This window comes from Ralstonia sp. SA306 (assembly GCF_054792405.1).
This window is the reverse complement of the sequence record NZ_CP096452.1, coordinates 259,235-281,974: the sequence shown is the minus strand read 5'-3', so window position 1 is coordinate 281,974 and position 22,740 is coordinate 259,235. Positions and strand designations below refer to the sequence as shown.

Below are 22,740 nucleotides of genomic sequence, written 5' to 3'. Positions count from 1 at the left end.
CGCGCACCACCACGCACCAGGACCGTGCATGAGCCGGATCATTTTTGCGTGGGAGTTGGGTGAGAACCATGGGCATCTGTGGCGCCTGCTGCCGATTGCCCTGGCGCTACAAGCGCGTGGCCACGAGGTGGTGTTCGGGCTGAAATCGATGGCCTCGGCCCAGCGCTATCTGGCGCCTCACGGCATTCGCTGGTTTGCCTGCCCAACGCCGACGAACGTCACAACGCTGGGCCGCGAGATTGCGACCTACGCCGACATTCTCGCCACCTATGGCGCCACGCAGCCCGATCTTCTGGGGGGCATGGTGCAAGCCTGGCAGTACCTGTATGCCACGCTCCAACCGGATCTGGTCGTGGTCGACCACGCGCCGCTTGCGCTCCTGGCCGCCAAGCGCGCAGGCATCGGCACTGTCCAGGTCGGCACTGGCTTTACCATCCCGCCCACGCTCTCTCCGGCACCGTGTTTCCGCCCCTGGGAAGCGAGCAACGCTGAAGCGCGCGCGCAAACGCAGGCTGCGGTGGAGCGCAACATCCAAGCGTTGTTCGATTTGCCACAACCGCTCACGACGTTACTCACCGCTGACCACACCCGGCTGTTGACGCTACCGGAGCTGGACCACTACGCCCTGTTGCGGCCGCCTGGCACCACCTTTCTCGGCCCGATACCCGAGCCGGACACGGGCGAACGCGTGCAATGGCAGCAACCCGACAAGCCGCACGTCTTCGTGTATCTGCAAGTGCAGCCCTGGCTCGATACCGTGCTGACAGCGCTGGAAGCCTCCGACGCCGAAGTGATTGCGGTCATCCCCGACCTCAGCACGGAGACGGCAAACCGCCACCGCGGCCTGCGGCTCTATCGGCAGCCCGTCCGGCTGCTCCCCTTGCTTGCCGGCTGCACGCTGGCCATCACCCACGCGGGCCACGGCACGGCATTGAACTGCTTGCTGGCCGGTTTGCCGATGCTGCTGCTCCCGCAGCACATCGAGCAACTGATGGTCACCGAGCGCGTGGCCGCCATGGGCGCAGGCCTTGGCATCCTGCCCGCGTATGTGGAGACCGGATTCCGCGCGGTGCTCCACGATCTGTTGGGCAATCCAAAATACCGTGACGCAGCACGCACCATTGCGGTGCGCTACCACAGCTTGCCGCGCGATCGCACCTTGGAAGAGGTGACCGGATTGATGGAGGATGCGCTGGTGCAGCGCCGTTAGGTGCCGCCAAGCACTGCGGAGTGTTGGTCCCGTGCCTCACCCTTTGTGGGGGAGCGCTGCGTCGCACGCGATTTATTCGATACAGTCCCAGCGATAAAAAGCGGTACATAAAAGCAGCACCACAAAATACTCACGGGACGGGGACGCTCTTGCATGAAACACTGCCCGCTCACGGCTGACGTTCGCCTGCCGTGTGACGCGCCGCCATGGTGGGCCGATTTCGAGACTCCGCGATGCGCGCTGCATTGAACGACGATGCGCTCCACACTGCGCCACCACTCAGCCGCCTGTTGTTGCCCGGGCAACCGACGCTCGCGCCCGGCATCGTGCACAGCGATTTCAGCGTTCAAGGCGACGCACGAAAAAGCTTTCTGGCATGGCAGGAGCGGATGAGCCCGGTCTACGACATACGGCCTCCGGGCAAGCAAGCCGAGGATACGTTTGATGCATCACTGTCCCGCTACACGATCGACAACCTGAGCCTCATCGACTTTCTCACCGCGCCAAATCTGGCCGTGCGATCGTTGGGTCGGGTCTCGACCGAGAGCGTTCGCGATGTCACGTTCAGCATCTTTCTTGAAGGGCCGCCGTCGCAGTTTCTGGGCAACAAGCCGCGCACTGAAACGCAGCCCGTTCCGGGCGTGCCAAGCATCCTCGCACTGGACATGGATCAGCCCTGCACCATCCGAAGCTTTGAGGGCCGGCTCCTTCTTCTTTTTGTGCCGCGCGCGCTGGTGGAACAGTTGTTTCCTGATGCGGCGTCGCTACATGGCCGCTGGATTCACGCCGCCACCCCGCTGACGCGCCTGCTGATCGAGCATGTCATCGCGCTCAGGCGGCAAATCGTTGGGCTGAATAAGGAAGAAGCGCATCAGTCTTTTCTCACGGCGGTGGAGCTGATCCTTGCGGCCTTCGCCCAGCAGGCGGGCTTTGCCGGCAACGCCCGCGCGGCGGTACGCGCTGCCGTCTATGGCAAGGTGCGGCGGCATGTGGAAATGCATCTGCGTGATCCGAATCTGTCGCCTGAAAGCGTGTTGGCATCGCTGCATTTCTCACGCGCCAGCGTCTATCGACTCTTCGAGCATGAAGGCGGCCTGGCCGCGTATATCCGCAATCGCAGGCTGCGGATGGCGGCCGACGAGTTGGTGCGCCTGCCGCACCGGGGCATACAGGACGTTGCCTCGGGATTGGGGTTCAACGATGCGTCGAGCTTTACGCGTGCATTCCGTCGCGCGTTCGACATCGCGCCGCGCGAATTGCACGAATACGCACCGTTGCTCCGGCGCGATCACACACAACAAACGCGCTTCATATAGAAGCATCGTCAGTGCCATAAAACGCCTGCAAGGTCACTTTGCGCCCAAGGTGTTGGTCCTGAGCCTCACCCTTTGGTGGGGGGCGCCGCGCTGCGCGCGGTTTCTTCGATACAGTCCCAACCATAAAAAGCCGTACATAAAAGCAGCACCACAAAATTCTCACGGGGCGGAACTCTCTTGCATGGAACAGTGCACGCTCACGCCTGACGTTCGCCCGCCGGGTGAATCTTCCATCGTTCACAGCCACTTCGACGTGCGGACGCAAACGCATCAGCAGCCGCTGCTGGCGTGGCGAGAGCGGGTCGGCCACGTCATCGACGTCCTCCCGTCGCGCGCCGATCTTGAGAGGCCGTTTCACGCTGCCATCGATCGCTACAAGGTCGACGATCTGGTGTTCACCAATTGCCGGTCCGATGCGATGGTGCTGGACCGTTCGCTCGCGCGCATCTCGACCGACCCGATCCGCGACTACGCGTTCCACGTATTTCTGGAAGGCGGTGTCACTGATGTCGCCGTGCGTTCGTCTTCGTCGCGCGGCAACATGCCGACGGCTGGCAGCATCCTCACACTGCACATGGGCCAGCCTGTGCGCATGCAGCGCAGCGCTTGCCGGGTCGCCACCATCTTTGTGCCGGGCGCACTGGTCGGAGAGATCTTTCCCGACCCCGAAGCCATCCACGGCCGCGTGATCGCGAACACGACGCCGCTCACGCAACTGATCTTCGAGAACGTGATCGCACTCAGTCAGAACATTGCAGACATGAGCGCACACGCGGCGGGCAATGCCATTCGCACGAGCACGCAACTCATGGTCTCTGCATTCGGCAAGCAAGCCCAACTGAGCGGCAATGCGCGCGCGGCAGCGCGGGCTGCCATGTTCGGTCGCGTGCGGCGCTACATTCAAGCCCATCTGCGTCAGGAAGACCTTTCGCCAGAGAGCGTGCTACAGGCGCTACAACTGCCTCGCCAGACGTTGTATCGCCTGTTTCAGCACGAGGGCGGCCTGGGTGCCTACATCCGCCACCTGCGTCTGCGCGAGGCGGCAAGCGAACTGGTCCGGCACCCCTACCTGACCGTGACAGACATCGCGTTCGGGCTTGGCTTCAAGAGTTCGTCCGATTTCACGCGCGCGTTCCGTCGTGCATACGACATGGCACCGCAAGACTTCCGGGCGCTGTCCGGCAAAACGTCTTACGCGCGGCCAAAGGTTTCGCGCAACGAGCCGATTGCAATCAGTACATAAGCAGCGGTTTCAGGCCGCAGCGCGGCGCTCCTTGAACGCGAGCACGGCAACGAAGCTCACCAGGCATGCGGGCGCCACATACCAGGCAGCGGATACCGGGTCACCCGTCCACTTGATCAGCCCGGTGATGATGAATTGCGCGGTGCCGCCAAACAGCGTGACGCCCAGGGCATGCGAGATCGCAAAGCCGCTGGCACGCACCCGCGCCGGAAACGCTTCAAGAACAAGCAACGCGCCGATGCTGGTGCCAAGCGCCAGCAAGACGCTGATCACCGCAGAGCCGAGCAGGACGGCCCGCGGACTCTGTGCATGCGTCATCATCGCGAAGACCGGGTACGCCAGGACCGCCGTCGTGCCCGATGTGATGAGCACCATTGGCTTGCGGCGTGGTAACCGGTCTGCCAGCAGGCCCGACAGCGGCGACACCACCACCAACAGCAACGTCGATAACGTCGACGACATGAACCCGATGATGGGGGGCATGTGCAACACCCGCGTCACGTAGCTCGGCATATACGTAATGACTGCGTAGACCGGTACCGTGCTCCAGATTTTCGCCAATGTGGCCAGCGCCAGCGTGCCGCCGTGCTCCCGGCACAGTTCGACAAACGGTATGGCAGTGCCGCGATTGGAGGCGGCAGGAACGGGACTATCGACAAGCCGACGACGCAGGTACAGACCAGCGGGCACGATCGACAACCCGATCAGAAAAGGGATGCGCCAACCCCACTGCGTCAGGCTTGCCGGCGACATCGTGCTCGTGAGCAGTGTGCCGAGCAACGCGCCAAGCAACGCGGCCGCAGCCTGACTGGCGTATTGCCAACTGACCAGAATCCCGCTTCGTGATGGTGGCGCAGCTTCCATCGCGAACGTCACGGCCGTCCCCACTTCACCGCCGGCGGCAAAGCCTTGCAGCAACCGCCCGACGATGATGATGAACGGTGCCGCCACGCCAATCACTGCAAACGGCGGACATACGGCAATCGCGGCCGTCCCGATGGCAGTCAGCCAGATGGTGATCGTCATGGCGGCTCGGCGGCTGACCCGGTCGGCGTAAGCGCCGATCACCATGGCACCGAGCGGTCGCATGAAGAAGCCGACGCCAAAGGTACCGACTGCCAACAACAGCGACGTCATCGGATCGGTGGCCGGAAAGAACTGGTCTCCGATCATCACAGCGAAGTAGCTGAACACCGTGAAGTCGAACAGCTCAAGACAGGTGACCAGCGACGTCGCAATGACGACCTTGAGCATCTCGCGGTGGGAGTTAGCGTGTGCGGCGCGCAAATCGCGTGTCATGGGTGGAAGGCGCCATCCGTATTGTTGTTCTCGATTCAGCTCGCGCGAGAAGTCTTGCTGTGGTCGCTGTATCCGAAACCAATCGATACCTTACACGCCGCCACTGCAGGCGCAAAGTATCAATTCTCTGGCGCTGTCGGGGTACCGCTGCTCAACGTCCAAAGACACTGGACAAGCCGGTATCGGGAGCGAATCAAGCGTCTCAGAGTTTGTTGACCAATCGCAGCAGCACCACATGCACCGGCCTCAAAACCCGGCCCTCACACTGTCGAAATCGAATGTTTGAGATCGACACACGCGCCGAAAACTGCGGCACTCAGCCGAGGGGCGATCGCCGCATGCATTGGACCGACATGCGCCGTGCGTGCGCGCTGTATGGAGCATTTCTGGCAGGCGAGTACGGCGGCGCTTCGTTGTAAGTCAACCCCATTCGATCACGGAGCCAGATCGGCGGGCGTGTCGACATCGCGCAGGATGCCCGCGTCATCGGAGTCAATGCGGACGAGCTTGGCGGGATCGATCAGCCGCCGAGCGCCCTCGTCGCCGTCGAGCGACGTCAGGCCAGCGAAGAAGTCGGCGCCGAAGCCGATGGGGTGGCCCCGCTGCCCGGCGTGAAAGGGCGCCACACAAGAGTGCGAGTCAAGTGCGTTGGCAACTTGGGTGATGGTCTCGGGTGCAATCCACGGCATGTCGGCCAGGGCGATGATCCACCCGCCGGCTTGCGGGCGCGCGGCCACACCGCCTGCCAGGCTGGCGCCCATGCCACGAGCAGCATCAGCACAGCGCAGGACTTCGCAGCCTGCTTCGCCCAGTAGCGCGGCCAACTGATCGACCTGCGCGCCATGCGTAGCAGCGGCGGGCACTACTGCCACCACGTCACCCAATGCCTGCTTCAGATGGCGCGCGGCCTGGACCGCCACAGGGGTTCCGTCGGGCAGCGGGGCAAGCAGCTTGTTGGCCACGCACGCCGCATCAAAACGGCTGCCGCGGCCTGCGGCCAGCAACACACCAACAACAGGCCGCTGCTGCATCAGACCACCTCGGTCTTGAGGGTGACTTCCACGTTGTTACGCGTGGCGTTCGAATACGGGCACACCTGATGCGCCTGGGCCACCAGTTTCTCGGCATCGGCTTGCGACAGACCGCTGATCCGTGCGGTCAGGCCCACCTTCAGACCGAAACCGCCCTCCTCCCGCGTACCGATACCCACATCGCAGTGGATCTCGATGTTGCTCGGATTGAGCTTGAGCATGCTCTTCGCGACGAAGTCGCACGCCGAGCCAAAGCAGGCGGCATAGCCGGCGGCAAACAGGTCTTCAGGCGTGGTGGTGTTGGGCTTGCCGGGGCCGCCCATGGCCTTGGGCACCGACAAGTCGTGCGAGACCTGGCCATCTTCGGTCTGTGTGTGGCCGTTGCGGCCGCCTGTGGCTTTGGCGTGGGCGGTGTACAGGATATTCAATGCCATGACATGCTCCTCCGGTGGGTGAACAACGCAATCGCGGACGCAAGAATCGGTCCGCAAAACTGAGCGGATACGGCTGCAAGAACAAGAAAGCCGGCACACATGACTGCATGCCGGCTTCCATCACATCACGCGATGATGGCAACTAGACCGTGTCGAACGGCAGCTTGCGCTGACGCTTGCCGGTCAGGGTGAACAACGCGTTGGCTACCGCCGGTGCAATCGGCGGCGTGCCGGGCTCGCCCAGACCGGTCGGGTTGTCTTCCGACGGCACGAAGAACACGTTCACCGGCGGCGCGTCCGGCATGCGCACGGGCGGGAAATCGGTGAAGTTGCTGTTCTTGGTGGCGCCGTTCTCGATGTCGATGGCAAAGCCGGGTTGAATCATCGCCAGACCGAACACGCACGCACCCTGGATCTGCGCTTCCGCGCCCATCGGGTTGACCACGCGGTTGGCATGCACGCCGGCCGTGACTCGATGCACGCGCGGCTTGCCCTGGTCGACCGACACCTCAACCACATACGCCACCACAGATTCGAACGACGCATGCACCGCCACGCCCCAGGCCTGGCCCTTGGGCAGCTTGCGCTTGCCGTAGCCGGACTTGTCGACGGCGAGTTGCAGCGCCGCACGATGGCGTTCGTGTTCTTTGCCGGTAAAGCGCGCAAGGCGGAAGGCCACGGGGTCTTGCTTGGCCGCGTGCGCAACCTCGTCGACCATCGTTTCCATCACGTAGGCCGTATGCGTGTGGCCCACGGAACGCCACCACAGCACCGGCACGTTCACGTCCGGGTGATGCACCGTCAATTGCATCGGGAAGCCGTAGTCGTTTTCGACCACGCCCTCGACCATGGTTTCATCCACACCGTTCTTGACCATGAAGGCCTCGAACGGCGTGCCCTTGAGGATCGACTGACCGACGATCACGTGGTCCCAGCCGACGACCTTGCCGCTGTTATCCACGCCCACGTTGACGCGGTGCAGATGCATCGGGCGGTAGTAACCACCGCGGATGTCGTCTTCGCGGCTCCAGATCACCTTGACGGGGCCGTTGTGCCCGGCTGCCGCATAGGCCTTCGCCACGTTGGCCGCTTCCACTACGTAGTCCGACGTGGTGATCGCGCGCCGGCCAAAGCCGCCGCCCGCCATCATCGTGTTCAGCTCGATCTTCTCGGGCGATACGCCGAGCACCTTGGCGATTGCGCCCTGGTCGATGGTCTGGAACTGCGAGCCCACCCACACCTTCGCGCCCGTGGTCTTGCCACCGTCTTTCTGCAGATCGATCGTGCAGTTCAGCGGCTCCATCGGCGCGTGCGCGAGGTACGGGAATTCGTAATCGGCCTGGATGCGCGTGGCGGCAGATTGGATTGCGCTCATGTCGGCAGCCTTGGCCACCGTGCCGGGTTGGCCGGCGAGCTTCTTGTACTCCGCCATCAGCGCGGGCGTGGACACCGTCGAGCCTGCGTCTTCCCACGTGACTTGCAGCGCGTCACGGCCCTGCTTGGCGGGCCAGTACCCGTCAGCAATGACGGCCACGCCCGTGCCGCCCCGATCGGTCGGGATCTGAAGCACATCGACCACGCCCTTCACTGACTTGGCCGCAGCCACGTCGTACTTGGCCACCTTGCCGCCAAAGCGCGGCGGGCGGGCCAACACGGCGACCTTCATGTTGGGCAGGCGCGTGTCGAGGCCAAATTTGAGCGAGCTGTCGAGCTTCGCACGTGCATCCAGACGTGGCGTCGGCTTGCCGACAATGCGGAACTGCGACGGGTTCTTCAGCGTGACCTGCGCGGGCACGGGCAGCGCCATCGCCGCCTGGGCCAGTTCGCCATACGTGGCGCGGTGGCTGCCAGATGTGACCACGCCATTGGCCGTGCGGCATGTCGACGGATCAACCTTCCAGCGTTCCGCCGCCGCCGAGATCAACATCGCACGTGCCCGGCCGCCCAACTCGCGGTATTGCTGGAACGAGTGGTTCAGCGCGGTCGAACCGCCCGTCATCTGAATACCGAAGCCCGGGTCCTTGTACGCGTCGGCTGCAGGCGCCAGCATGCCGCGCACGTTGCGCCAGTCCACGTCGAGCTCTTCGGCCAGCGCCATCGGCAATGCCGTGTGCACGCCCTGACCGAACTCAAGCCGGTTGACCGCCACGGTGACTGTGTTATCCGGCGCGATGATGATGAACGCCTGCGGCGGTGAAGGCGGCTTGGCCTTGGCGTCCTGCGCGCCGGCCAGCATCGGAGCCACACCCAGCGCCAGGCCGCTGCCGGCCAGCGTCGTGAGTTTCAGAAAGCTGCGGCGATCAAACGTTGCCGAACCAGCATCCGCAGACGCCGGTTGATGTTGCGCGCCGCCACCGGCCAGCGCTTCAAGATTTCGAATACGCATCGTGAATTCTCCGGTGGGGCTCAGGCCAGCGATTTCGCTGCATCGTGAATGGCCGCGCGAATGCGTTGGTACGTCGCGCAGCGGCACAGGTTACCGGCCATCGCGCTATCGATATCGGCGTCGGTCGGCTTCTTCTTGGTGCGCAGCAAACCCACCGCGCTCATCATCTGGCCGCTCTGGCAGTAGCCGCATTGCGCCACATCGTGTTTGACCCACGCATCGAGCACGGCCTTGCCGACCTTGTCATCGGCGATGTGTTCAGACGTGGTGATCTGCTGGCCGGCCACCGCAGAGATCGGCAGCACGCAACTGCGCGTGGGCTGGCCGTTCAGGTGCACCGTGCAGGCGCCGCACGAGGCAACACCGCAACCGAACTTCGTGCCAGTCAGACCGAGGTTGTCGCGCAGCGCCCAGAGCAGCGGCGTCGACGGATCAGCATCAACTTCCACTGGTTTGCCGTTGATGTTCAACGTGACCATTGGGGGATTCTCCTTGTGGGGCGTGAGGGAGTCTTGCCGTTATAGCCCCTTTGATATAGCGGGCGGGCGGCATGGACGGGGTGTATTAAAGCAGGTTCGGATGGGTTCTGCTGGCGCCCACGTCACATGGTTCCTAGCGGGTGGCACACGTTTTCGTCGGCTCTCGACCCGGCGTTTCATCTGCCCCAAAAAACCGTCCAGAACCCGCCCAGCCAGCTTGACAACACCCCGCCTTCCCCATCAGTATCGCCGCATGCACTTCCAGCAGACCACCCTCCCAACCGCTCCTGCCCGCACCCTCTCGTGCGTGCGCGGTCTGCTATCCGCTTCTCTACTACGCGTGTAAGCGCGTAGATCTCTCTTCCCCCTCGTTCCGGTATTTGACCGGTCCGTGCCGTAACCGGCGACGGACCTTGTGTGTGGCGCAGTCTGTGCGCCGAATCGTTGGAGCCTCTCATGCCTGCCTCGATCCCGCTTTCGCTACGACTACCGATCGGTTGCCAGACCACGCGCCCGTGGCTGTCTGGCCGCCACATCCCAAACCCGATTCCGGCCACCCTGGACGCTGCCCGCGCGGCCGTCCCCGTTGTACGAAACCGATCTCGATCTCCTAGGACGCACAGACCATGTTGAAGAACCCCAACACCAAATACCGCCCCTTCCCCGCCATCGCCATCGCCGATCGCACCTGGCCCAACAAGACCATTACCCGTGCCCCGATCTGGATGAGCACGGATTTGCGCGATGGCAACCAGGCCCTGTTCGAGCCAATGAACGCCGAGCGCAAGATGCGCATGTTCAAGATGCTCGTGCAGATCGGCTTCAAGGAAATCGAAGCCGCTTTCCCCGCCGCCTCCCAAACCGACTTCGACTTCGTTCGCGAACTGATTGAAGGTGGGCATATTCCCGACGGCGTGGCCATCGAAGTGCTCACGCAGGCGCGCGAAGACCTCATCCGCCGCACGATGGAATCGCTGCGCGGCGCCAAGCGCGCCATCATCCACGTCTACAACGCAACCGCGCCGGTGTTTCGCCGCACGGTGTTCAATACCGACCGCGAGGGCGTCAAGCGCATTGCCATGCAAAGCGCCAAGCTGATCCGCGAGATTGCGGAAACGATGCCCGAGACGCAGTGGACGTACCAATACAGCCCGGAAGTGTTCAGCGGCACCGAACTGGATTTCGCGCTGGAGGTTTGCAACGCGGTAACCGAAGTATGGGAGCCGACGCCCGAGCACAAGATCATCTTCAACCTGCCGGCCACGGTGGAGATGGCTACGCCAAACATCTACGCCGACCAGATCGAATGGATGCACCGCAACCTGGCGCGTCGCGATTCAATCATCCTCTCCGTGCATCCGCACAATGACCGCGGTACGGCCGTGGCAGCGGCTGAACTGGCCGTGATGGCCGGTGCCGACCGCGTGGAAGGTTGCCTGTTCGGCAATGGCGAGCGCACCGGCAACGTGGATCTCGTCACGCTTGCGTTGAACCTGTACTCGCAGGGCGTGGATCCGGAGCTGGATTTCTCGCACATCAATGACGTGGCACGTACCTGCGAAGAGTGCACGCAACTGCCGGTGCATCCGCGTCATCCGTACGTGGGCGATCTGGTGTTCACGGCGTTCTCGGGCTCGCACCAGGACGCAATCAAGAAGGGCTTTGCGGTGCAGAAGCCCGATGCACTGTGGGAAATGCCCTACCTGCCCATCGACCCGGCTGACGTGGGCCGCACGTATGACTCGATCATTCGCGTGAACAGCCAGTCGGGTAAGGGCGGCATCGCGTATCTGCTGGAATCCGGCTATGGCGTTGCCATGCCGCGCCGACTGCAGGTGGAATTCAGCAGCACCGTGCAACAGCTGACCGATGAGAGCGGCCGCGAAGCCACGGGCGCCGACATCTGGGCGCTGTTCCAGCAGACCTATCTGCGCGGCGACGGCGCGATCGGCTACGTATCGCACCGCCTGACCGAGCGCGATGACGGCAGCCAGCACATCCGTCTGGTGGTCAACATTGACGACCACGAGCACATCTGCGAAGGCACCGGCAACGGGCCGCTGGACGCGCTGGTGCATGCGCTGTCGCACGTGCTGGCGGCCCCCGTGTCGATCCACCATTACGAGGAACGCGCGCTGGGCCAGGGTGCCAATGCCGATGCCATCGCGTTTGCAGAAATGGCCGCACCGGGCGTGGCGGGCAGCGTATTCGGCGTGGGCGTGGATGCCAACCTGACAACGGCATCGATTCGCGCCGTGGTGGGCGGCGTCAATCGCCTGATCGCACGGGCCGGTAACGGCATGCTGCGCAGCGGCAAAAGCGAGGCGCAAGCGGTGTAACGCACAAGTCGGGCTCACGCTGTGGAGCGCGAGTTGCTAAATTGGAGAGATGGGTCTCGGGCCCTGCCCGGGCTCATCCCTTCCCAAGCGCGCCAGCGTGCACATCCACTGCCACAGGAGAACCGACATGACCACTCGTCCGACCGCGAAAGAGAATGCCAAGCGTTTTGCCAGTGTGATCCAGGCGCTGCAGGCATGCGAGGCCGCTTGCACTCATTGCGCGACGGAATGCAGCAAGAATGGCCACGCCGAAGCCATGGCCCGCTGCATCAGCTTGTGCACGGATTGCGCGGAATACTGCGCCCTCACGCGCAAATTCCTGGAGCGCAACAGCGAATTCGCAGAGCTGCTGCTGGAAGACTGCGCCGAGATCTGCTCTCAATGCGCGGAAGAATGCGATCATCACGGCCAAGGCCATTGCAGCGCCTGTGCAACTGCCTGCCGCGCCTGCCTGGACGCCTGCCTGAAAGTCGCGGGCGTTGAAGCGGTCACTGCCGAGCCGACTGTTTTCTGATTCTTTTTTCAACGCGTATGAAAATTGGCGAACTCGCCCAGCGCACGGGCATCAGCATCGAGACCATCCGCTTCTACGAAGCGCAGGGCCTGCTGCCCCCGCCGGCGCGCGCCGCCAACAATTACCGCGTCTACACGCCCGAGCATGTCGAGCTGCTGGCCTTCATTGCGAAGTGTCGGTCGCTCGACATGGCACACACGGAAATCCGCCGCTTGCTCGAGTTGCAGGCCAATCCGCAGGCCTCGTGCGAAGAGATCAACAACCTGCTGGACGAACACCTGCGTCACGTTGAAGCGCGCATCGCCGAGCTGACCGATCTCAAAGGCCAGATCGAGGCGATCGGGCAACGCTGCACGACGGCCGCATCGGTGGCTGAGTGCGGCGTGCTGCAATCGCTGCACGAAGAGCCCGTCGCCGCCAATCATCACGGCCTCAGCCACGAACATGGCGAGGGCGAACACGCGCACCGGCATATTCGCGGCGTGCATCGCTGAGCTGTCTTTTCCCATGCCGGGCACATCACTTTGACGTGCGCTTTGACGTGCGATACTCGCCGCATTTCACGACACGTGGGTGAGGCGGATGAAGACGAAACCGGCTGCGGCGGCACGATTCCAGCATCGACAACGCGCAGCCTGCGCGGCGCTTGGCGCGATTGCGTCTGCCGCGGCAGTCACCGCGCAGGCAGCGACGCCTTCGCGCATCACCGATGTCACGTTGTATCCGGATAGCGCCACGGTCGTGCGCACGGCCACGGTGGCCGCAGGCGCCCGCACCGTAGAACTGACCTGCCTGCCGATGACATTCGACGCAGACAGCCTGCGTGTGGAAAGCGACAGCAGCATCCGCGTGGGTGATGTGCGCGTGGAGAGCATTCCCAGCGAAGGCAGCGGCTGCGCCAGAACGACGCTGGACACACAAATCCGCACGCTGGAAGACCAGCGCGCCGCGCTTGGCGTGCAGATCCAGGCGAATGCACTGTCAGCCAGCTATCTGAAAGCCGTGAGCGAACGCACCGGCGGCGATGGCCGCGCACCGGCCACGGATTTTTCCACGCTCGGCCGCGCGACCGACGCACTGGCACGCAACGCGCAAGACATCTTTACCCGCCAGGAACAACTGAAGAAGCGCGATGCCGAATTGAAGGCGCAGCTCGACGCGCTGCAACGCACACACGGCTCGGCATCCAGCACGCTGCGCACGGTGCGCATTGCGGTGGCGGCACCGCGCGGCGGTGAGTTGCGCGTCAGCTATCAGACCTCGCGTGCAGGCTGGCGTCCGGCGTATCAGGCGAGTGTGGATTCTGTGCGCTCGAATGTCGTTGTCGAGCGGCAGGCCACGCTTGCGCAATCCACCGGCGAAGACTGGCGCGGCGTGCATCTGCGCCTGTCAACGGGCCAGCCGCGCAACACTCCGCGCGGGCCGGAACCGTACGCGTGGCAATTGGATATTCAACCGCCGCCGCAGGCGATGCCCTACCCCGCTGCACCTGCAGCGGCGATGGCGCCAGCGCCTAAGGCCAGATTCAGCCGGAACAATGAGCAACGCGAGGCCGATGGCGAACCGCTGTTCGAAGTGAACGCCGTCCAGACCGCGTTTGCCACCGAGTTCGATGTGCCGGGCGCAGCCGAACTGCCATCCGACGCGCAGAAGATCACCCTCACGCTGGCCAGCGAAACGCTGCCCGCCAAACTGGCGGCACGCAGCACCCCGCGCATGGATACCACTGCGTACCTCGTTGCGACGGTGGACCGCCCAGAGGGCATCTGGCCCGCAGGCAACATGCAGTTGCGCCGCGATGGCGCGGTAGTTGGCAGCACACAGTGGAATCCGGCTGGCGAGGACCAGAAGGTCACGCTGCCCTTCGGCCGTGACGATCTCGTGAACGTAGTGGTGGAAACGCCGAAGACCTTCCAGCGAAGCGTGGGCCTGCTCGACAACCGCAACGAGCGCCAGCTGGCGGCGCTCTACACGGTGCATAACCGGCACCGTGACGCGATCGACGTGCAGATCCTGGAAGCCACGCCGGTCAGCCAGTCCGACGACATCAAGGTGCGCTCCACCTTCTCGCCGGAGCCCGCCAAGCGCAACTGGGAACGCCGCCGCGGCGTGATCGCATGGGAGCAGACGATCCCGGCCGGCGAAAGCGCGCGCTTTTCGGCCGACTACCAGATCACCTACCCGAAAGACGCGCGCATCACCGGCTTGCGCTGATCGCGTTGCCCCGCGCGTGCCGGCAAATCAGGCGCGCGTGCGCATCACGCGCAGGCCGTTGAACACTACCAGCAGGCTCGCGCCCACATCGGCGAAGATCGCCATCCACAGCGTCGCGTCGCCCATCACGGCCAGCGCCAGAAACACCGCCTTGATGCCCAGCGCCAGCACAATGTTCTGACGCAGCACGGCCACCGTGCGACGGCTGATGCGGATGAAGCTGGCGAGCTTGCGCGGGTCGTCGTCCATGATGGCCACGTCGGCCGCTTCCAGCGCGGTGGCGGTACCGGCGGCGCCCATGGCGAAACCGATATCGGCACGCGCAAGTGCCGGGGCATCGTTGATGCCGTCGCCGACCATGCCGACGAAGCCGTGTTGTGCGGCCAGCTCGCCCACCACGCGTTGCTTGTCGGCGGGGAGCTGCTCTGCGTGCACGTTGTCGATGCCGACCGTCTTGGCGATGGCCCGTGCGGCGCGGCGGTCGTCGCCGGTGAGCATGACGGGCGTCACGTCCAGTGCGCGCAATGCGGAGATGGCTTCGGCGCTTTCGGCGCGCTCGCGGTCACGCACGCCGAACAGCGCCACGACACCGTTCGCATCGCACAGCGTGACAGCGGACATGCCCACCGCTTGCAACGACTCGGCAGCAGCACGCCAGGCCGACGTGTCGAAGCCACGCTCTGCGACAAGCGCCGCGTTGCCAAGATGCCAGCGCACACCGTTGAGCGTGCCCGCCACGCCACGGCCCGGCAGCACCGACAGGTCTTCCACCGCATTCGCATCGACCGCACCGTGCGCCGCAGCGGCCTGCACGATGGCCACGGCAATCGGGTGCGTGGTGTTGGCATCCAACGCTGCGGCCACTGCCAGCGCATGCAACTGCGTGGCGTCGGGTGCGGCGTTCAGATCTGCGACGGCGCGGCGTGTGCCGTCGGGCAACATCACCGTATCCAACACCGGGCGGCCGGCGGTGAGCGTGCCGGTCTTGTCCAGCGCCAGCGCGCGCAGGCGCCGGCCGCTTTCCAGATACACACCGCCCTTCACGACGATGCCGCGGCGCGCAGCAGCGGCCAGGCCACTGACCACCGTGACCGGGGTGGAGATCACCAGCGCGCACGGGCAGGCGATCACCAGCAGCACCAGCGCGCGATACGTCCACGCCAGCCAACCGTCGGCCGTGACCAGCGGGCCGATAACGGCCACCGCGAGCGCCAACAACATCATTGCGGGCGTGTAGATCGAAGAGAACTTGTCGACAAAGCGCTGCGTGGGCGCGCGCTGCGATTGCGCTTGCTGGATGGCCCCGGCGATACGCGCCAGCGTGCTGTCCGCAGCCACTGCCGTGGCTTGCGCCTCGACCACGCCGTCGGTCACGATGGTGCCGGCGAGGATGCTGTCCCCAACGGCTTTTTCCACCGGCAGGCTTTCCCCCGTGACGGGCGATTCGTCCAGCGCCGCGCGACCGCTGACGATGCGCGCGTCGACCGGCACGCGGCTGCCGGTGCGCACACGCAGGCGCGCGCCAACGGCAACGGTGTCGACAGCCACGTCGCGCCAGCCGCCCGTACCATCGGCCAACTCCGCGGTGTCTGGCGCGATGGCGGTGAGAGCGCGCACAGCGTCGCGAGCACGCACCAGCGCGCGCGCCTCAATGGCTTCTGCCACGGCAAACAGAAAGATCACCATGGCGGCTTCGGCCCACTTGCCGATCAGCAGCGCGCCGATGACGGCCACCGCCATCAGGAAGTTGATATTGAACGTGAGCGCGCGCAAGGCAATCCAGCCCTTGCGCAGCGTCGGCCCACCCGCCAAGGCGATGGAGGCAAGCGCCAGCGCCAGCACAGGCCAGGCGTGATCGCCAAGCGACCAGGCGATGGCCTCCGCCCCGAACGCGGTCACGCCGCCGATACCGAGCAGCCACGTCCGGCGCGAGATGCGGGCCGGTTCCGCAGGTGCTGCGGCCAGGCGATCGTGCTGTTCAAGCACCTCGCCATCCATGCCGATGGCACGCAGCGCCTCCAGGAAGGGAGCCACATCGTCAACGGTGTGGTGGATGGTGAGATGACGCTCCAGCAAGTTGAAATCCAGCGCGACAACGCCGTCGGCGCTGCCGAGCTTGGCGCGGATCATGCGCTCTTCAGTCGGGCAATCCATCTGCTCGATGCGCACGACGGTGCGGCCAGTGGCGGCTGCGCGTGCCTCGACATCGACGGGGGCCGCGGCTTCGGGCGCGTGGTCGTGATCCTGATCGTCGTGGTCGTGACCGTGATGATCGTGGCCATGATCATGCGCATGTTGGGCGGCGTCCCTTGCGACCGGTTGCGCATGACCGCAGCAACCGCCGCAGCCAGAGGCTTCCGGCGTGGCGTGGTCGTCGACAGGCAGGGTGGAGGCGAGATCGGGTTTCATGCCTCCATTCAAAACCCTGAAGAAGCTTCAGGGTCAAGCCCCCCATTCCGCCGATTTCAGATGAGGTCCTTCATCCACTTGGTGACGATGGCGCGGGCTTCCGGCCAGTCACCGAGACCCGATTCGGCATTGATATGGCCGCGCGCGCCCAGGTTGACGGGCTCCGCACCCCACGTTTCGGCTTGGCTGTGGCTCCACGCTGCGTCGCTGAACGGGTCGTCGGTGCTGAAGACGAGCACCGCGGGAAATGGCAAACGCTGTTGCGGAATGGGCCTGAAGTCGGCCAGCTCCGGCGGCATGTCGGCGCGATCGAGCTGCGGTGGAGCAACCAGCAAGGCCCCGCGCACCCGCACAGCACGAGCCGACGTGGCCGCCCAATGCGCCGTCAGCACGCAGCCCAGGCTGTGCGCCACCAAAATGACGTCGCCGGGCGCCGCGCTGACTTCGGCTTCCAGCGCGGCCACCCAATCCGCACGCTTGGGGGCAAACCAGTCGCGCTGTTCGACACGGCGATCACCATGCAGGCGTTCCCAGCGCGATTGCCAATGCTCGACGCCGGAGTTCTGCCAGCCGGGGAGGATCAGGACGGTCGGGGTAGCGCTCACGGTGTCTCCGGCAGGGATGGGTGGAATTGGGGATGCGAGACATTCTGCCGGGATTTGGCGCGCGGCGTCGGCGGCACTGATCGGCGAATCCGCATAATCGATCCAAATATTCTGTTTCACAGGCAGATCACCAACTTCTACAGTCGCTCCTAAATCCCGCCAACAGGGATTCCGAATCCTAGGGTCCATCGACCCCTCACTCGGAGGAGACCATGCTCGCACTGCTCGGGCTGCTGACCATCGTTGCGCTGTTTGTCGTCATCCTGACCAAACGCATGTCGCCGCTGGTCGCGCTCATCGCCATTCCCGTCATCGCCGCGCTTGTGGGCGGCTTCGGGCTCAACACCAGCAAGTTCATCATCGGCGGCATCAAGGACGTCGCGCCCGTGGCGGGGATGTTCATCTTCGCCATCCTGTATTTCGGCATCGTCACCGACGCCGGCATGCTGGACCCGATCATCGACCGCATCCTGCGCACCGTGGGCAGCCGCCCGCCGCGCATCGTGGTGGGCTCGGCGCTGCTGGCGCTGCTCATTCACCTGGATGGCTCAGGCGCGGTGGCGTTTCTGATCACCATTCCCGCCATGCTGCCGCTGTACGACCGGCTCGGCATGGACCGCCGCATCCTTGCGTGCGTGACGTCGATGGCGTGCGGCGTGAACTTCCTGCCGTGGACGGGGCCGATGATCCGCGCATCCGCATCGCTGCATATGCCCGTCACGGACATCTTCAATCCGTTGATTCCGGTGCAGATTGCGGGGCTCGTTTTCGTGTTTGCGTGCGCATGGCTGCTGGGCAAGCATGAGGAAAAACGCCTGGGCTTGGCCAACCAAGCCGGCGGCGCGCAAGTCGTCGCACGCCCGCTGTCGGACGCGGAACAAGCGCTGCGCCGCCCACGCAATTTCTGGATCAACCTCATCCTCACCGTCGTGGTGATGGGCGTGATGGTGAGCGGCAAGGTCGATCCGGTGGTGATGTTCATGCTGGGCGTGGTCGCCGCGCTGTTGATCAACTACCCCAACGTCGACGAGCAACGCCAGCGGGTGGACGCCCACGCCAAGGCCGCCCTGATGATGGCGAGCATCCTGCTGGCGGCGGGGGTGTTCACCGGCATCATGAGCAAGTCGGGCATGCTCACGGCAATGGCGAAGACGGCGGTCGATTTCATTCCGCCCGGCATGGCGCACCACATTCCGGTGGTGCTGGGCGTGTTGTCGATGCCGCTGTCGCTGCTGTTCGATCCGGATTCGTTCTACTTCGGTGTGCTGCCCGTTGTGGCCGAAGCATCGAAGATGCTGGGGGTTGCGCCGGTGCATGTGGCGCAGGCCGCCGTGCTCGGCCAGATGACCACCGGCTTCCCCGTCAGCCCGCTCACACCCGCCACCTTTCTCGTGGTCGGCCTGTGCGGTATCGAGCTGGCGGACCACCAGAAATTCTCGATCCCCTTCCTGTTCGGTGCCTCGCTGCTGATGACTGCAGTGGCCGTGGTGCTGGGCGTGCTTCCATGGTGATGGCATGAAGACCGAGTTGAAGACATTCCGCATCGGCGGCGGCGCCGGTTATTCGGGCGACCGCATCGAACCGGCGCTGGAACTGGCAGAGCACGGCGACATCGACGTGCTGATGTTCGAATGCCTGGCCGAGCGCACCATCGCGCTCGCGCAGCAGGTGCGCCGCAAAGACCCATCGAATGGCTACGACCCACTGCTCGAAGCGCGCATGCGCGCCGTGCTGCCCGCCTGCGCGGCACGCGGCATCCGCATCGTCACCAACATGGGCGCCGCCAACCCGCAGGCGGCTGCCGAGCGTACGCGCGACATCGCACGTGAGCTGGGCCTCAAGCTGCGCGTGGCGGCTGTGACCGGCGACGATGTGTTCGATCTGCTGCAGGCCCGCGGCCAGGATTTCACGCTGATGGATGGCGGCGCACCGGTCGCATCGCTGCAGGCACACATGGTGTCGGCCAATGCGTACCTCGGCGCGCAGGGCATTGTCGATGCGCTGGCGCAAGGCGCGGACGTCGTCATCACCGGGCGCGTGGCCGATCCGGCGCTCGCGCTCGGGCCGCTCATCCATGCGTTTGGATGGCGCATGGACGACTGGCATCGCCTGGGCTGCGGCACGCTCGCCGGGCATCTGCTCGAATGCGCGGGGCAAATCACCGGCGGCTACTTTGCCGACCCCGGCATCAAGGACGTACCCGACCTCGCACGTCTGGGCTTCCCCATTGGCGAAGTCGGTGAAGACGGCTCGGTGCTCATCACCAAGGTCGCCACGGCCGGCGGCCTCGTCACCGAAGCCACATGCAAGGAGCAGTTGCTGTACGAGATCCATGACCCGGCGCGGTACCTGACACCTGACGTGGTGGCGGACTTCTCCAACGTGTGCATGCACGGCGGCGGCAAAGACCGCGTCGTCATTGAAGGCGCCAGCGGCACACCACGCACGGGCCAGTTGAAGGTGTCGATCGGCTATCTCGACAGCTACATCGGCGAAGGCCAGATCAGCTATGCCGGCCCGAACGCGGTCGCCCGCGGCAAGCTGGCACTCGACATCGTGCGCGAGCGATTGGCGCTCACGGGCGTGCAGATGACGGAAACGCGCTTTGAACTGATCGGCGTGGATGCACTGCACGGCGCTGCCCTTTCCCGCACCGATGCCGAACCGTATGAAGTGCGCGTGCGCGTGGCCGCGCGCACCGAGTCGATGGCCGAAGCCGTACGCATCGGCAACGAAGTGGAAACCCTGCTGACGTGCGGCCCGTCCGGCGGCGGAGGCGCGACCAAGAGCGCGCGCGAGATCATCGCCGTCGCATCGACGTTGATTCCCGCTGAACTCGCCCCGCACGCCGTGCACATTCTGGAGAGCTGACATGCCCCGCACCCTCCGCGACCTCGCCCACACCCGCGCCGGCGACAAGGGCGACATCTCGTGCATCTCCGTCATCGCGCTTCGTCCGGAATGCACGGAAGAATTTGCCTTGCTTGAACAACACGTCACGGCCGAGCGCGTGCGCGCGCATTTCGCTGACCTTGTTCGCGGCGATGTCGAGCGCTACGTGCTGCCGCAGCTTGGCGCGCTCAACTTCGTGCTCCACGGTGCCCTGGCCGGCGGCGTGACGCGATCCCTGGCGCTGGATGCGCATGGCAAGTCGCTCGCAAGCGCGCTGCTCACGCTGGAGATTCCAGGCTAAGCTGGCGCACCACGCCCGGCATCGCCATGAACCTCTCCGTCAAGCAGCTCCGCGCCTTTGCCGCGCTGCGCGAGCACAAGAACTTCACGCAGGCGGCACAGACGTGCCACTTGTCGCAATCGGCCTTCAGCGCGCTGATCCAGAACCTGGAGGCCGACGCCGGCGTGCGCCTGTTCGACCGCAACACGCGCCATGTTGAACTGACCCCGGAGGGCGAAGCCTTTGCCGAATCGGCGCTGCGCCTGCTGGCTGATTTCGAGGCGACGTTCTCGGAGTTGCGCGATCGCGCCGCCGCACGCACGGGGCGCGTGACGGTGGCCGCCTTGCCGTCGATCGCGGCGGGCATTCTGCCGGGCGTGCTGGCCGCGTTTTCTGCCCAGCATCCGGGCATTCAACTGGCGCTGCACGATCAACTCTCGGACCCGTGCATCGACATGGTCCGGCGCGGCGCGGCGGACTTCGCCATCGCGGCCATGGGCGCCGACATGGCGGGTCTGGCCGCACAACCGTTCTGCACCGACGACTTCCACCTCGTCTGTCACCAGGATCACCCGCTGGCGCGCAAGCAGGCGCTGGCCGTGGGCGATCTCGTCGATACGCCGTTCATCCACCTCGCGCGCAACACGAGCATCCGGCAATACCTCGATGCGGCGTTGCACCCGACCAAGCTGCGCAGCGGCATGGAAGTCGAACACCTGGCCACGGCGGCTGCGCTGGTGGCGGCCAACCTGGGCATCACCGTCATTCCCGCGCTGGCGCTGTTCCAGTTCCGCCTGCCAGAGCTGGTGGTGCGGCCGCTGCCCCTGCCGGGGCTGGTGCGCACGCTGTATGTCATCCGGCGCGACGGACGCAGCCTGTCGGTGGCGGCGCAAGGGCTGCTGGACTTGCTGCTGGCGCACCCCGCGCGCACGACAGCGCCCGTTTGATGCGACGCAACCCGGGCACATCCGGGGTGCAGCATCGCCCACCTGCGCTGCTACAGTGAGGCATTCCATTCCGATTCTGCGGAGCGCCCCATGCATCAACGCATTCTTGCCGCTTTCGACGGCACCCATGAAGCCCACCTGGCGGTGGAAGAAGCCGCCGCCCTTGCCCGTGCATTCAACGGCCGGGTCCGGGTCGTCTGGGCGATCGGATCGCCGGCCATGCCGGAGTCGCGCGAAATCTACAGCGTCGACAAGTTGCGCGAAGAGGCGCACCGGACGGCCAGCGCATCGCTGGTCGAATTGCAGCGCCTGTTCGACGCTGACGGCACCGCTGCTGAAACCGGCGTGCTGATGCTCGACTCCACCGACGACGACATCGGCCACGCGCTCGAGCACGAGGCCGAGCGCTGGCAGGCCGACACCATCGTGGTGGGCTCGCACGGCAAGCACGGGCTCGCGCGCCTTCTGCTGGGCAGCGTGGCCGAGCGCACGGCGCGCCTGTCGCACCGCACCGTCATCGTGGTACGCGCCCAGCACCCGGACCACGCTGCCGGCTGATCTTGTCTGAAGTCGAATAGCCCCACTATGCAACTTGTTGCATAGAAAAACGCGGCTGTGCTATGTTGCGTCCCACGTTGATGCAATCCGTTGCACTTTCTGCTCAGGAGCCAGCATGCCGCAGCCGATTCCCCAGACATTGAACGCCCCCGCGCAAGCCACGCTCGAGGCCTGGCATGCCATGCTCGACAGCGGCAACATGGACGATCTCGACCGGCTGTTCGCCGACGACGTGGTCTTCCGCTCACCCGTGGCGCATACGCCCTACCCGGGCCGCACGGCGACCACGCTGGTGCTGCGCACCGTCAACACCGTCTTTGAAGACTTCGAATACCACCGCAGCTTCGCCACCGACGACGGCGCCAGCGTGGTGCTGGAATTCAGCGCCAACGTGAGCGGCAAGGCGCTCAAGGGCATCGACATGGTGCGCTTCAACGCTGAAGGCAAGATCGTCGAGTTCGAAGTCATGGTCCGCCCCGCCACCGGCTTGCAGGCACTCGGCGCTGCCATGGGTGCAAAGCTGGGCGACAAGATCGGCATGCTCAAGGCCGGCGCCTGAATACCCATCCCCCAATTCCGAATTC

The 22,740-nt window shown here is 64.9% G+C and carries 20 protein-coding genes; 13 read left to right on the top strand and 7 right to left on the bottom strand.

The window, feature by feature from the left end:
* The first annotated feature begins 28 nt into the window (after positions 1-28).
* From M1D44_RS17865 to M1D44_RS17855, 3 genes are all read left to right on the top strand, one after another.
* The gene (locus tag M1D44_RS17865; RefSeq protein ID WP_316853554.1) at positions 29-1,210 is read left to right on the top strand and encodes a glycosyltransferase; all 1,182 of its coding nucleotides are present in this window, start codon (positions 29-31) and stop codon (positions 1,208-1,210) included.
* A 245-nt stretch (positions 1,211-1,455) separates the two neighbouring features.
* Complete coding sequence (locus M1D44_RS17860; RefSeq protein WP_439004618.1) at positions 1,456-2,526, top strand: helix-turn-helix domain-containing protein; 1,071 nt, start codon at positions 1,456-1,458, stop codon at positions 2,524-2,526.
* 181 nt (positions 2,527-2,707) lie between these two features.
* Positions 2,708-3,769 (top strand): helix-turn-helix transcriptional regulator, encoded by a 1,062-nt coding sequence (locus tag M1D44_RS17855; protein ID WP_316853552.1) that lies wholly within the window; start codon positions 2,708-2,710, stop codon positions 3,767-3,769.
* Between the two features lie 9 nt (positions 3,770-3,778).
* On the opposite strand, the gene M1D44_RS17850 is transcribed toward M1D44_RS17855, so the two are convergent.
* The 5 genes from M1D44_RS17850 to M1D44_RS17830 all read right to left on the bottom strand — a co-directional run bounded on the left by M1D44_RS17850 (position 3,779) and on the right by M1D44_RS17830 (position 9,398).
* Positions 3,779-5,068: an MFS transporter gene (locus M1D44_RS17850; RefSeq protein WP_112187004.1), complete on the bottom strand. Its 1,290-nt coding sequence runs from the start codon at positions 5,066-5,068 to the stop codon at positions 3,779-3,781.
* Positions 5,069-5,502: 434 nt separating this feature from the next.
* Complete coding sequence (locus M1D44_RS17845; RefSeq protein ID WP_316853551.1) at positions 5,503-6,099, bottom strand: nucleotidyltransferase family protein; 597 nt, start codon at positions 6,097-6,099, stop codon at positions 5,503-5,505.
* A complete protein-coding gene (locus M1D44_RS17840; protein WP_009240025.1) occupies positions 6,099-6,533 on the bottom strand; it encodes an organic hydroperoxide resistance protein in 435 nt (144 codons plus the stop codon). The genes M1D44_RS17845 and M1D44_RS17840 overlap by 1 nt, the downstream gene beginning before the upstream one ends.
* Positions 6,534-6,675: 142 nt before the next feature.
* Positions 6,676-8,919, bottom strand: a complete 2,244-nt coding sequence (locus M1D44_RS17835; RefSeq protein ID WP_024977542.1) for a xanthine dehydrogenase family protein molybdopterin-binding subunit — start codon at positions 8,917-8,919, stop codon at positions 6,676-6,678.
* A 20-nt stretch (positions 8,920-8,939) separates the two neighbouring features.
* Entirely contained in the window at positions 8,940-9,398 is a 459-nt protein-coding gene (locus M1D44_RS17830; RefSeq protein WP_004631388.1) for a (2Fe-2S)-binding protein, read from the bottom strand.
* 626 nt (positions 9,399-10,024) lie between these two features.
* Between M1D44_RS17830 and leuA the strand changes: the two genes are divergently transcribed.
* From leuA to M1D44_RS17810, 4 genes are all read left to right on the top strand, one after another.
* Entirely contained in the window at positions 10,025-11,737 is a 1,713-nt protein-coding gene (leuA, locus tag M1D44_RS17825; RefSeq protein WP_316853550.1) for a 2-isopropylmalate synthase, read from the top strand.
* Between the two features lie 127 nt (positions 11,738-11,864).
* On the top strand, positions 11,865-12,251 hold the full coding sequence (locus M1D44_RS17820; protein WP_024977540.1) for a four-helix bundle copper-binding protein: 387 nt from the start codon (positions 11,865-11,867) through the stop codon (positions 12,249-12,251).
* Between the two features lie 17 nt (positions 12,252-12,268).
* A complete protein-coding gene (gene cadR, locus M1D44_RS17815) occupies positions 12,269-12,745 on the top strand; it encodes a Cd(II)/Pb(II)-responsive transcriptional regulator (protein ID WP_024977539.1) in 477 nt (158 codons plus the stop codon).
* Between the two features lie 88 nt (positions 12,746-12,833).
* On the top strand, positions 12,834-14,465 hold the full coding sequence (locus M1D44_RS17810) for a DUF4139 domain-containing protein (protein WP_316853549.1): 1,632 nt from the start codon (positions 12,834-12,836) through the stop codon (positions 14,463-14,465).
* Positions 14,466-14,492: 27 nt separating this feature from the next.
* On the opposite strand, the gene M1D44_RS17805 is transcribed toward M1D44_RS17810, so the two are convergent.
* Together M1D44_RS17805 and M1D44_RS17800 are read right to left on the bottom strand one after the other, a co-directional pair.
* The gene (locus tag M1D44_RS17805) at positions 14,493-16,874 is read right to left on the bottom strand and encodes a heavy metal translocating P-type ATPase (RefSeq protein ID WP_316853548.1); all 2,382 of its coding nucleotides are present in this window, start codon (positions 16,872-16,874) and stop codon (positions 14,493-14,495) included.
* 56 nt (positions 16,875-16,930) lie between these two features.
* A complete protein-coding gene (locus tag M1D44_RS17800) occupies positions 16,931-17,479 on the bottom strand; it encodes an RBBP9/YdeN family alpha/beta hydrolase (RefSeq protein ID WP_316853547.1) in 549 nt (182 codons plus the stop codon).
* Between the two features lie 212 nt (positions 17,480-17,691).
* On the opposite strand from M1D44_RS17800, the gene M1D44_RS17795 reads away from it, so the two are divergent.
* The 6 genes from M1D44_RS17795 (at position 17,692) to M1D44_RS17770 (ending at position 22,715) form a co-directional block, all read left to right on the top strand.
* Positions 17,692-18,990, top strand: coding sequence for a CitMHS family transporter (locus M1D44_RS17795; RefSeq protein WP_316853546.1), 1,299 nt, complete (start codon positions 17,692-17,694; stop codon positions 18,988-18,990).
* A 4-nt stretch (positions 18,991-18,994) separates the two neighbouring features.
* Positions 18,995-20,350, top strand: a complete 1,356-nt coding sequence (locus tag M1D44_RS17790; RefSeq protein WP_316853545.1) for an acyclic terpene utilization AtuA family protein — start codon at positions 18,995-18,997, stop codon at positions 20,348-20,350.
* A 1-nt stretch (position 20,351) separates the two neighbouring features.
* On the top strand, positions 20,352-20,672 hold the full coding sequence (locus M1D44_RS17785; protein WP_316853544.1) for an AtuA-related protein: 321 nt from the start codon (positions 20,352-20,354) through the stop codon (positions 20,670-20,672).
* Between the two features lie 26 nt (positions 20,673-20,698).
* Complete coding sequence (locus tag M1D44_RS17780; protein ID WP_024977532.1) at positions 20,699-21,598, top strand: LysR family transcriptional regulator; 900 nt, start codon at positions 20,699-20,701, stop codon at positions 21,596-21,598.
* Positions 21,599-21,688: 90 nt separating this feature from the next.
* Positions 21,689-22,156 carry a universal stress protein gene (locus tag M1D44_RS17775; protein WP_024977531.1) on the top strand — a complete coding sequence of 156 codons (468 nt, stop codon included), beginning with the start codon at positions 21,689-21,691 and terminating at the stop codon, positions 22,154-22,156.
* 115 nt (positions 22,157-22,271) lie between these two features.
* A complete protein-coding gene (locus tag M1D44_RS17770) occupies positions 22,272-22,715 on the top strand; it encodes a nuclear transport factor 2 family protein (protein ID WP_024977530.1) in 444 nt (147 codons plus the stop codon).
* Positions 22,716-22,740: the final 25 nt, after the last annotated feature.